Origin of the sequence: Pantoea allii (genome assembly GCF_002307475.1) — a bacterium.
In the GTDB taxonomy this organism is placed as follows: Bacteria; Pseudomonadota; Gammaproteobacteria; order Enterobacterales; family Enterobacteriaceae; genus Pantoea; species Pantoea allii.
In genome coordinates this window covers 91226-102846 of record NZ_NTMH01000012.1, presented here as the reverse complement: position 1 = coordinate 102846, position 11621 = coordinate 91226, and the positions used below count along the sequence as shown (strand labels likewise).

The following is an 11621-nucleotide window of genomic DNA, read 5'->3' as shown; positions in this document are numbered from 1 at the left end:
TGTCCCGTCCTGAATAGCGTTGACACATTTTCCACTGGTTTTGAGGAGAATGTGATGAAACAGTATGTTAAACGCACTCAGCGGGATTACTCTCTGTCTTTTAAGCTGGCAGTCGTGGAGCAGGTTGAAAAAGGCGAGATGACTTACCGCCAGGCTCAGGAACGCTACGGCATCCAGGGATGTTCCACCGTGCTCATGTGGTTACGTAAATACGGTCATCTGGACTGGCAGTCATCCCGGCAGCGCACCACCCGTGGAGGAAACATGACAAAATCTCTCCCCCTCACACCTGAACAGCGAATCAAAGAGCTTGAGCAGCAACTGGCTGAATCCGAAGTTAAAGCGCAGTTTTTTGAAGCTGTCGTGAAGGTGATGAACACCGAATTCGGTGCCACACTCACAAAGAAGCAGTTAGCGTCCTTATCGCGAAAGCACAGACACAATCCCTGAAACTGACTGTCGTCAGGGTCTGCCGGTATTTAAAGATAAGCCGTCAGGCCTGGTATCAGGGATGCCGGCGTGAAATGCGCAGGGCTGAAAAGGCACACCGCATTACTGAAGAAGTCAGACTTATCAGGTTACAGCAGCCCCGCCTGGGTACCCGGAAACTGCAGCATATTCTTAACGAGCGGGAAGATGCCGCATTGCATATCGGGCGGGACAGTCTGTTCGCTGTGCTGCGGGAAGCCCGGTTACTGGTTCATCCGGCAAGGGCTTATCATAAAACAACGAACAGCCGTCATCATTTTTACAGACATCCGAATCTGCTGAAAGCGGGGCCGGAGCAGACGGTAATCTCCGGTCCGGAGCAGGTATGGGTTGCCGACATCACCTGGCTTCCGGTAAGAACAGGTATGGCCTACATCAGTCTGGTAACGGACGCTTTCTCACGAAAAATCGTGGGGTATCATGTTCATGAAAGTCTGCATACGGAACACGTTATTAAGGCGCTGCAAATGGCACTGAGGGAGCGGCAGGGAAAGGGCCGCCTGATCCACCACTCAGATCGCGGACTTCAGTACTGTTCGGCAATGTATCAGTCAGTGCATAAAAAACACGGTCTTGTCTGTTCAATGACGGACGGCTACGACTGCTATCAGAATGCGCTGGCAGAAAGGGTTAACGGCATACTGAAAAATGAATTACTGATTACGCGTCCGGCAGACGTGGTGCAGGCAGGCAGGATGGTCAGTGAGTCAGTCAGGATCTATAACAGCCAGCGTCCTCATCTGTCATTAAAATACAAAACGCCTGATGAGGTACATCAGGCGTTTTAAAAGATAAAAAAAGTGTCAACCTATGCCAGGACTAGTCAACAACGTGATCAGGCCAGACGACCGTGACACTGTTTATATTTTTTACCTGAACCGCACGGGCAAGGATCGTTACGGCCCACTTTACGTTCGCCGCCCTGCTGCGCAACGGACTCCGCCGCCAGGATTTCTTCGCTGGCATGGCTCAACTGCTGTTGTTGTGCCAGGCGCTCGGCCTCTTCACGACGTTGTTGCTCCATCGCTTCGACTTCTTCCGGCATACGAACCTGTACTTTGCTCAGGGTACTGATCACTTCGTACTTAAGCGTTTCCAGCATCGCGGCAAACATGGCGAACGATTCACGCTTATATTCCTGCTTAGGATCTTTTTGCGCATATCCACGTAAGTGGATGCCCTGACGCAGATAATCCATTGCGGCCAGGTGCTCTTTCCACAACGAGTCCAGCGTTTGCAGCATGACGCCTTTCTCAAAGTTGCGCATCATTTCCGCGCCGACGATCTCTTCTTTTTCCGCATAACTCTCGGCGGCGTGCGTCATGATACGTTCACGCAGCGTCTCTTCATGCAGATCCGGTTCTTTGTCCAGCCATTCGCTAATCGGCAGATCCAGATCGAAATCGTTACGCAGGCGCTCTTCAAGGCCTGGCACATCCCACATTTCTTCCAGCGACTGAGGCGGAATATAGCTGTCGATAATGGATTTATAGACGTCTTCGCGAATACTGTTGATGGTTTCTGACACATCAGACACATCAAGGAGTTCATTACGCTGGCTATAGATAGCACGACGCTGATCGTTGGCCACGTCATCATATTCCAGCAGTTGCTTACGAATATCGAAGTTACGGCTTTCCACCTTACGCTGCGCGTTGGCAATGGCTTTGGTCACCCACGGATGCTCAATGGCCTCGCCAGGTTTCATTCCCAGTTTGCGCATCATGTTGGAAACACGATCCGAGGCAAAGATACGCATCAGCGCATCTTCCATGGACAGGTAGAAGCGTGAAGAACCGGCGTCACCCTGACGACCCGCACGACCACGTAGCTGGTTATCAATACGACGTGATTCGTGACGTTCAGTACCCACGATATGCAGACCGCCCGAAGCCAGCACCGCATCATGGCGAATCTGCCAGGCGGCTTTAATCTCTTCGATTTGCGCATCTGATGGGTTTTCAAGCTCGGCAACTTCTGCGTGCCAGCTACCGCCCAGCATGATATCCGTACCACGGCCCGCCATGTTAGTGGCGATAGTGACAGCACCCGGTTGACCGGCCTGCGCCACGATATCCGCTTCGCGGGCATGGAACTTCGCATTCAGAACATTGTGTTTAATGCCGGCGCGCGTCAGTTCGTTTGATACCACTTCTGATTTCTCAATCGAAATCGTACCGACCAACACAGGCTGTCCGTTGGCCGTACGCTCGCGGATGTCTTCAATGATGGCATCGATCTTCTCTTTCTCGGTCATATAAACCAGATCGGCAAGATCTTTACGCACCATAGGACGGTTGGTCGGCACAACAATGGTATCGAGTTTGTAGATGGAGCTGAACTCAAACGCTTCGGTATCAGCTGTACCGGTCATCCCCGCCAGCTTGTCATAAAGGCGGAAGTAGTTCTGGAAGGTGATAGAAGCCAGGGTCTGGTTTTCGTTCTGAATCTCAACGCCTTCTTTAGCTTCAATCGCCTGATGCAGACCGTCAGACCAGCGACGACCCTGCATCGTACGACCTGTATGTTCGTCGACAATGACGACTTCATCATCTTTTACAATGTAGTCGACATCGCGCGTGAACAGCGCATGGGCGCGAAGTGCCGCAGTAACGTGGTGCATCAGCATGATATTGGTCGGTGAATAAAGTGATTCCCCTTCCACCATAATGCCCTGACTTACCAGCAGTTCTTCTACTTTTACCAGTCCGCGCTCGCTCATGTGCGCCTGACGCGCCTTCTCATCGACCCAATAGTCGCCTTCGCCCTGGAAGTTGTCTGAATCTTCCTTTTCCTGGCGAATCAAATGAGGAATGATTTTATTCACTTTGGTGTAAAGTTCTGAGCTGTCTTCGGCCGGACCAGAAATGATCAGCGGCGTACGCGCTTCATCAATCAGGATGGAGTCAACTTCATCCACCAGTGCATAGTGCAGCTTACGCTGTACGCGCTCTTCTGGACTGAACGCCATGTTGTCACGCAGATAGTCAAAGCCGTACTCGTTGTTGGTACCGTAGGTGATGTCTGCTGCATAGGCTTCGCGTTTGGCGACAGAAGGCAGGCCAGACATGTTGATCCCGACGCTCAGGCCAAGAAACTCAAACAGCGGACGGTTATTTTCCGCATCACGCTGGGCCAGATAGTCGTTGACGGTGACGACGTGTACGCCCTGGCCGGTTAAGGCATTCAAATAGGCTGGCAGGGTTGCCGTCAGGGTTTTACCTTCACCAGTACGCATCTCTGCGATACAGCGGTTATTCAGCACCATGCCGCCAATCAGCTGCACGTCAAAGTGACGCATGCCAAACACACGTTTACTGGCTTCACGCACGGTTGCAAAGGCTTCGGGGATAAGGCTTTCCAGTGATTCACCTTTTTTCAGGCGCTCACGAAAGAGTACCGTTTTGGCTTTCAGCTCGTCATCGGAGAGCACCTCGAACTCGGGCTCCATCTTGTTGATGATATCAACGTTTTTACGCATGCGGCGCAAAGTACGATCGTTGCTGCTACCAAAAACCTTGGTCAACATTTTGATTAACATAATAAATATATTCTCAATTCAGCCGGAGAGTCCGGACTGCGAAATCTAAATGGGATTAAAAACAAAGAGATTAGCAGAACAATAAAGCGGGCCCGGCACGGATACCGTGCACTTTGCCATGTCCGTCAGAACGCGTCTGTGTCGGAGCGGCAGGAAGGGGTTGCGAGGAGACACGAACCGGGATGCTGGGTTGTGCCGCCTGGGAGGTTAATAATGCATGAAGTGAATCAATCAACGCCAGCTTTTGTGCGGCCAGCGGATGCACCTGCTCTTCCGCCTGCGCCTGCGGCGTTAACGTGAAAGAGAGATGGCGGATAACCGTGCGGATGGCGTGCTGGTGCCAGTAGTCAACCGAGAAACTGGGACGTCGCGAGGCTTCCTGAAGACGAATCAAATGGTCAAAACGAACGGCATTGCCGATAAACAGGCTACTGGCGGAAGATTCTGATGCGGTATTGAGTTCAGCCGTTTGCGCACACGCTGGCAAGCCAAGACTGGCCGCCACCATTCCGAGAAGGAAATGAGGCCAGAAATAGCGTCTACCTAATTGTCGCCAGCGTAGAAGGATTCCGATCACAATTGTTCCATTGCGCATAACATTTTAATTATTCACCGCGGTTTTCAGCAGCATGCAGCCTGTAAAAGCGCCAGAGATAGTAACACTAATGTGGCGCGGCGACACCTGGGATTAGCGCAACAACGGGAGAAATCGCGCGCGATTGTGCAGCAATTCAGCAATTGTTTGCTTTGACGTGGGAATGCTATCGCAACAGGCGGAGATTAACAGCGAGGCAATAAAAAACGGCTGGTGCCACTGACCGGAGAGAGTGTCAGCACAGCCAGCCGTTTTACGTTCTGAACGAATTTAAGCCAGAACCAAATTTGGTGCTTTGAACGCCAGTGGCAATTCAGCTTCGTCTTCGAAGGTTGCCCATTCCCAGGCTTCCTGCTTAGCCAAAACGGCCTGCAGCAGTTTGTTGTTCAGCGCATGGCCTGATTTGAACGCGGTGAACGCGCCAATAATATTGTGGCCACACATAAACAGATCGCCGATAGCATCCAGCATTTTGTGACGCACGAACTCGTCTTCAAAACGCAGGCCTTCTTCATTAAGCACGCGGAAATCATCAAGGCCAATCGCACAATCTAAACTACCGCCCAGGCACAGGCCTTTAGACTGCAGATATTCGATTTCACGCATGAAGCCAAAAGTACGTGCACGGCTAATCTGACGAACAAACGCTTCGGCAGAGAATTTCATCTGGTAGCGCTGAGAGCTGGAATCGATAGCCGGGTGTTTGAAATCGATAGTGAAATCAAGCGAGAAACCGTTATAAGGTTTGATCTCTGCCCATTTGTCACCGTCTTCAACACGCACAGTCTGCTTAACACGCACAAATTTCTTGGCGCTGCTGAGCTGCTCGATACCTGCATCCATCAGCAGATAGATGAAAGGCGCTGCACTGCCGTCCATAATCGGGATTTCTGGCGCATCAACTTCGACAATGATGTTATCGATGCCCAGACCTGCCAGTGCGGCATTTAAGTGTTCAACTGTCGAAATACGCACGCCTTCATCGTTCACCAGGCAGGTGCTCAGCATGGTGTCGCGCACGTATTTTGCATCAGCCGGAAAATCAACCGGTGGATTCAAGTCAGTGCGACGATAGATGACCCCGGTATTAGCCGGCGCAGGGCGCAGGGTCAGACTGACTTTCTTGCCGGTATGTAAACCGACACCTGTCGCCTGAACAATACGTTTTAATGTCCTTTGTTTGATCATCGTTATTATCTCGCAATATCGCTTTCCGACCGCCAGTATACGTTACCAGCGGGCGAACACTTTAGCACAAAGAGCGGGAAATCCCAATTATAAGGTTATTCCTAGTCGGCCTGCTTACGCAAAAATGCCGGAATATCAAGGTAATCTGGCTCTTTGTTAGACTGCGCGCTCTGATCGTTCACCACTTTAGCGGCAGGTTTTTGCTCCTGCGGCAGCGGAGACATACCGTGCTGCTGGTAACGATGATCCATCACAGGCTGACTGGCTGGTTTGTTAGTGACCAGGGTGATCTCTGGACGCTTATCCATGCCAATACCGGTTGCCACCACAGTGACGCGCAGTTCGTCATTCATTTCTGGGTCCAGCGAGGTACCAATCACGACGGTTGCGTTGTCTGAGGCGAAGGCGCGAATAGTGTTACCCACGGTTTCAAACTCATCCAGACGCAGGTCAAAGCCCGCAGTAATGTTGACCAGCACGCCGCGCGCACCAGAGAGATCGATATCTTCCAGCAGTGGGCTGGAGATCGCCATCTCAGCGGCTTCTTCTGCACGGTCTTCACCACAGGCCACGCCAGAACCCATCATTGCGTAACCCATTTCTGACATTACGGTACGCACGTCAGCGAAGTCCACGTTCATCAAGCCGGGACGAGTAATCAGCTCGGCGATACCCTGTACTGCGCCTTTCAGCACGTCGTTAGCCGCGCCAAAAGCATCGAGCAGGGAAATACCACGTCCAAGGACTTTCAACAGCTTGTCGTTAGGAATGGTAATCAGTGAATCCACGTGCTTGGACAGCTCAGCGATACCCTGCTCAGCAAACGCCATGCGCTTCTTGCCTTCAAAATTAAAAGGCTTGGTCACGACCGCGACGGTCAAAATACCTAAATCTTTGGCCACTTCAGCCACAACAGGCGCTGCGCCGGTACCGGTACCGCCACCCATACCTGCTGCGATGAACACCATGTCTGCCCCTTCCAGCGCAGAACGCAGTGCTTCGCGATCTTCTTCTGCAGAGTTACGGCCTACTTCCGGGTTAGCACCCGCGCCCAGCCCCTTGGTAATGTTATTACCAATCTGGATGGTCTGGCCGACCGCTGTCTTACGCAACGCCTGAGCGTCGGTATTCACAGCGAAGAATTCCACACCTTCGATACGCTCGCGTACCATGTGCTCTACGGCGTTGCCACCGCCACCGCCGACGCCGATGACTTTAATCACCGCGTCATTGGTTAATTCCATAGGTTCAAACATGATTTCTCTCCGTTATGTGCCTGTCGCCTGGAGATCACTAAAGAAAACAGCATGATCCCCTTTTACAAAAATTAAAACTCTTTTTTTAACCAACTATTAATACGTTTAAACCAGTTACCCACGGAAACGCGCTTTTCAGCCTCTGCGTCACCGTTCAGGTGTGACTCTTTACCGTAGTGCAACAGCCCCACCGCAGTGGAATAGTAAGACTCCTGCGCGTAGTCCGTCAGACCCGTGATGTTTAGCGGCTGTCCAATGCGTACCTGCGTATGGAATACGCGCTGCGCACAGGCGGCCAATCCTTCAATCTGCGCCGCGCCGCCGGTTAACACAATCCCTGCTGCAAGATGGTGTTTAACGCCCTGCTGGCGAAGCTGCTCTTGTAACTGCAAAATCTCGTCGTTGACCAGATTTAAAAGCTCGGTGTAACGCGGCTCGATCACCTCGGCCAGCGTCTGACGTTGCAGGCTACGTGGCGGACGTCCGCCCACGCTTGGCACTTCAACGTTTTCGTCTTTTCCGACGATCGACCCTAATGCACAGCCGTGTCGTACTTTGATGGCTTCCGCATCGGTGGGCGGCGTACCAAATGCGTAGGCGATATCACTGGTGACCACATTGCCAGCATAAGGAATAACCTTAGTATGACGTAATGCGCCGCCCGTGTAGACGGCGATATCCATTGTGCCGCCACCAATATCCACCACACAAACGCCCAGTTCGCGTTCGTCTTCGGTCAGGACCGCAAAGCTGGATGCCAGACCGGCAAAAATCAGTTGGTCAACTTTGAGGCCACAACGTTCAACGGCTTTGACAATATTTTTTGCCATGTCGTTGTGACAGGTGATCAAATGCACCTTTGCCTGCATGCGCACACCCGACAGACCAACCGGATTTTTAATGCCTTCCTGATAGTCGATGGCATATTCCTGAGGAATAACGTGCAGAATGCGATGCTCGTCACGAACGCGCACTGACTTGGCCGTATGCACCACGTTCTCTACATCATCCTGAGTCACTTCCTCTTCGGAAATCGGAACCATCCCGATTTCGTTCTGACAACTGATATGTTTGCCCGATAATGCAAGGTAAACAGAGGAGATCTGGCAATCCGCCATCAACTCAGCCTGATCGATGGCGCGCTGTACGCATTTCACCACCGACTCAAGATCGTTTACGCCACCTTTATCCATACCGCGGGACGGGCAACTGCCGACCCCAATAATATTGACCATACCATCAGGCAGAATTTCCCCAACCAGGGCGGCGACCTTCGCAGTGCCGATTTCGAGTCCAACTACCAGTTTTCTGTCCGTTGCCTTGATCATTGTTGTTTAGCCTGTGCCTGGTTTTGTTGCTGATTACTGTCCTGTGGCTCCATCACTATCGGTGTCCAGCCAACAGAAGCGCCAGAGTCATAGCGTAAATCAACCGAGTTGATGCGCTTGTGTTCATTCTGACCTTGCTGCAGCAGCACCGGATAGAGCTCAATAAAACGATTCAGACGCTTCATGGTATCGGTACGACCCAGCTCAATACGTACATCATCGCTGGTCACTAACTGCCATGAACGCCGCGCCGTCATCGACGCCACCTTCAGGGTAAACTTCCTGGCTTTCAGCACGTCATCCATACTGTGATAACCCGCCAGCACCTCTTTTTCACTGCCTTCTGGACCGTATAACATCGGCAGCGTTTCTTTACCCATATGGTTAGCCGGTACGCTGAATGACACGCCGTCGCTGTCAACCATGTGAGAGTCGTTCCAGCGCGCCACCGGCGTATATTCCACCAGATGGATTTTCAGTTCATCCGGCCACTGCTTACGCACGCTGACCTGCTTTATCCATGGCAATCTTTCTATCTGCTGCTGGATGATGTTCACATCCTGCGACATAAAGGTACCGGGTGAACCTAACGACAAAATCGCCTGGCGAATATCGTCGTGAGTGGTGTAATGCAGTTGTCCCGTCACTACCAGCTTTGACAGCGGTAACCGAGAGGCATCGTTCATCCACTTCAGCACCACTAAGCCACCCGCAATCATTACGCCCATCACCATCAGCAGAAACACGATGCCGAAGAGCCGGGCACCGTTACTGCGACCGTTGCGTGCCCGCTCCTGCGCCTCACGGTTACGTACGTTCATCGCCGCCTGTGACATATCAGTCGGCCAGTTCCAGAATGCGTACGACTAACTGAGAAAACGTCAGGCCAGCCTGCTTTGCTGCCATCGGCACTAAGCTGTGGCTGGTCATACCGGGTGACGTGTTCGCTTCCAACAGCTGGAAGTGTCCTTCACCATCGGTCATGACATCAACGCGTCCCCAGCCACTGCATCCCAGTGCACGCCAGGCAGACCAAACCAGCTGTTGTAATTCTGCCTCACGCTCTGCACTCAGTCCGGCTGGACAGAAGTACTGAGTATCGTCAGAAATGTATTTAGCTTCATAGTCATAGAACTCGCTGGCGGTCTTTATTTTTATGGCTGGCAGAATCTGCTCGCCCAGAATGCCAACGGTATATTCCCCACCGCTCAGAAACGCCTCAACCAGCACGTTATCGTCGTGGCGAAATGCTTCTTCCAGTGCTGCGGTCAGATCGCTCTGCTGATTCACGCGGCTGATCCCAACACTGGACCCTTCGCTGCTCGGTTTAACGAACAGCGGTAAACCTAGCGCGCTAATCGCTGTCTTGGTGGCCGTATCCAGACCGGCCTGCATCTGCTCACGCGTGATCCAGACAAATTTACCTGCCGGCAGTCCCCTGCCCTGCCACAGCAGCTTGGTGCGCAGTTTGTCCATGGTCACGGCCGATGCCATCACGCCGCTGCCGGTATAGGGCAACTGCAGGAACTCCAGCACCGCCTGAAGCGTGCCGTCTTCACCGCCACGACCGTGCAGGGCGATAAACACCTTTTCAAAACCTTGTGCAGTTAAATCCAGCACTGAAACGTCGCGGGTATCAATACCCTGTGCGTCAATACCTGCTTCGCGTAAGCCGGCCAGCACGGCCCCGCCGGACATCAGGGACACGTCGCGCTCGGCTGACGTGCCGCCCATTAAAACGGCAACTTTAGGCATGACGGCCCTCCACTTTGCGCTCTGGCTGCAATTTGCAGTCGGCCAGTTTACGCGCCACTTTACCTACGTTCCCTGCACCCTGAACCAGAATCAGATCGTTACCTGACAGCAAAGGTGCCAGCATTTCAACGAGCGAATCATGCTCCGGCACCAGAATAGGATCGACCTTGCCACGGTTACGAATGGCACGGCACAGTGCACGGCTGTCCGCGCCAGGAATGGGCGTTTCACCTGCCGCGTACACATCCAGCATCAGCAAAACGTCAACCTGAGACAGCACGTTGGCAAAATCATCAAACAGGTCACGGGTTCGCGTGTAACGGTGCGGCTGAAACACCATCGCCAGTTTTTTATCAGGCCAACCTGCGCGCGCCGCCTTGATGGTAGCGTCCACTTCCGTGGGATGATGACCATAATCATCCACCAGCATGGCGGTGCCAGGCTGACCGTTGACCGGTTCGGTAGAAAACTCGCCCAACTGGTCGAAACGACGACCGGTTCCCTGAAAGCTTTCCAGCGCCGCCAGAATGGCGCTGTCTTCAATCCCTTCTTCGCTGGCAACGGCTACGGCCGCTGCTGCGTTTAATGCATTGTGCCGACCCGGTGCGTTCAGGGTGATCTGTAACGGCGCCTTGTCCTGACGAATCAGGCTAAAGTGCACCTGTGCACCACGCTGTTCAAAGTCTTCGATGCGGAAGTCAGCATCGTCACTGAAGCCATAGGTCGTAATCTGGCGGCCTACGCGAGGAAGCAGGTCACGAATCACGGCATCATCGACGCACATGACTGCCCGGCCGTAGAACGGCAAATTGTGCAGGAAATTAACGAACGTCTGCTTCAGGTTTTCAAAATCTCCCTGATAGGTGTCCATATGATCCGCTTCGATATTGGTGACGACAGCGACCATTGGCTGCAGATGGAGGAATGACGCATCGCTCTCATCCGCTTCGGCGATCAGATAGCGGCTGCTGCCCAGACGCGCATGCGTGCCTGCTGCTTTAACCAGCCCCCCGTTAACGAAAGTCGGGTCCAGGCCACCTTCTGCGTAAATGCTCGACACCATTGCTGTTGTCGTGGTTTTGCCGTGCGTGCCGGCAATCGCAATACCGTGACGAAAGCGCATCAGTTCTGCCAGCATCTCCGCGCGACGAATCACCGGGATACGTTGCTCGCGTGCCGCCACCAGTTCAGGATTGTCCTGCGCAACGGCGCTGGACACCACGACTACGCTGGCATCCGTTACGTTTTCCGGGCGATGGTTAAAGTAAATCGTTGCGCCCAGTTTGATCAGATTTTGTGTTACCGGATTCGGCGCCAGATCAGAACCGCTGATATGGTAGCCTTCATTTGCTAACACTTCGGCAATACCGCCCATGCCAGCACCGCCGATGCCGACAAAGTGAATGTGCCGGACGCGACGCATCTCGGGCACGATTGAACGCAGTTTCGCCAGTTGTTGTGTATTCATT

At 52.9% G+C, this 11621-nt stretch carries 9 protein-coding genes; 1 reads left to right on the top strand and 8 read right to left on the bottom strand.

All coding sequences use genetic code 11. The features are described 5' to 3' along the window. Window positions 1-54 precede the first annotated feature (54 nt). A protein-coding gene (locus CMR03_RS05230; RefSeq protein WP_425270632.1) for an IS3 family transposase occupies window positions 55-1277 on the top strand; the annotation gives its coding sequence in 2 pieces (ribosomal slippage) (window positions 55-399 and window positions 402-1277; 1221 coding nt in all). A gap of 47 nt (window positions 1278-1324) precedes the next feature. Here CMR03_RS05230 and secA read toward each other — a convergent pair. From secA to murC, 8 genes are all read right to left on the bottom strand, one after another. Continuing rightward, on the bottom strand, window positions 1325-4030 hold the full coding sequence (secA, locus tag CMR03_RS05225) for a preprotein translocase subunit SecA (protein ID WP_063878411.1): 2706 nt from the start codon (window positions 4028-4030) through the stop codon (window positions 1325-1327). 70 nt (window positions 4031-4100) lie between these two features. Then, the gene (secM, locus tag CMR03_RS05220) at window positions 4101-4607 is read right to left on the bottom strand and encodes a secA translation cis-regulator SecM (protein WP_241567497.1); all 507 of its coding nucleotides are present in this window, start codon (window positions 4605-4607) and stop codon (window positions 4101-4103) included. A 288-nt stretch (window positions 4608-4895) separates the two neighbouring features. Then, window positions 4896-5813 carry a UDP-3-O-acyl-N-acetylglucosamine deacetylase gene (gene lpxC / locus CMR03_RS05215; RefSeq protein ID WP_063878409.1) on the bottom strand — a complete coding sequence of 306 codons (918 nt, stop codon included), beginning with the start codon at window positions 5811-5813 and terminating at the stop codon, window positions 4896-4898. A gap of 101 nt (window positions 5814-5914) precedes the next feature. Beyond that, on the bottom strand, window positions 5915-7069 hold the full coding sequence (gene ftsZ / locus CMR03_RS05210; RefSeq protein WP_013024618.1) for a cell division protein FtsZ: 1155 nt from the start codon (window positions 7067-7069) through the stop codon (window positions 5915-5917). Between the two features lie 71 nt (window positions 7070-7140). Then, a complete protein-coding gene (gene ftsA, locus CMR03_RS05205; RefSeq protein WP_063878408.1) occupies window positions 7141-8397 on the bottom strand; it encodes a cell division protein FtsA in 1257 nt (418 codons plus the stop codon). Then, window positions 8394-9233, bottom strand: coding sequence for a cell division protein FtsQ (gene ftsQ, locus CMR03_RS05200; protein WP_063878407.1), 840 nt, complete (start codon window positions 9231-9233; stop codon window positions 8394-8396). Before ftsQ ends, ftsA begins: the two co-directional genes overlap by 4 nt. Window position 9234: 1 nt before the next feature. Then, window positions 9235-10152 carry a D-alanine--D-alanine ligase gene (locus CMR03_RS05195; RefSeq protein ID WP_096010989.1) on the bottom strand — a complete coding sequence of 306 codons (918 nt, stop codon included), beginning with the start codon at window positions 10150-10152 and terminating at the stop codon, window positions 9235-9237. Further along, window positions 10145-11620, bottom strand: coding sequence for a UDP-N-acetylmuramate--L-alanine ligase (gene murC / locus CMR03_RS05190; RefSeq protein WP_096010988.1), 1476 nt, complete (start codon window positions 11618-11620; stop codon window positions 10145-10147). Before murC ends, CMR03_RS05195 begins: the two co-directional genes overlap by 8 nt. Window position 11621 lies beyond the last annotated feature (1 nt).

Coding starts and splice junctions, on each gene's coding strand:
- ftsQ (WP_063878407.1), bottom strand. CDS start 9,233: ATGTCACAGGCGGCGATGAACGTACGTAACCGTGAGGCGCAGGAGCGG.
- CMR03_RS05195 (WP_096010989.1), bottom strand. CDS start 10,152: ATGCCTAAAGTTGCCGTTTTAATGGGCGGCACGTCAGCCGAGCGCGAC.
- secA (WP_063878411.1), bottom strand. CDS start 4,030: ATGTTAATCAAAATGTTGACCAAGGTTTTTGGTAGCAGCAACGATCGT.
- murC (WP_096010988.1), bottom strand. CDS start 11,620: ATGAATACACAACAACTGGCGAAACTGCGTTCAATCGTGCCCGAGATG.
- lpxC (WP_063878409.1), bottom strand. CDS start 5,813: ATGATCAAACAAAGGACATTAAAACGTATTGTTCAGGCGACAGGTGTC.
- ftsA (WP_063878408.1), bottom strand. CDS start 8,397: ATGATCAAGGCAACGGACAGAAAACTGGTAGTTGGACTCGAAATCGGC.
- ftsZ (WP_013024618.1), bottom strand. CDS start 7,069: ATGTTTGAACCTATGGAATTAACCAATGACGCGGTGATTAAAGTCATC.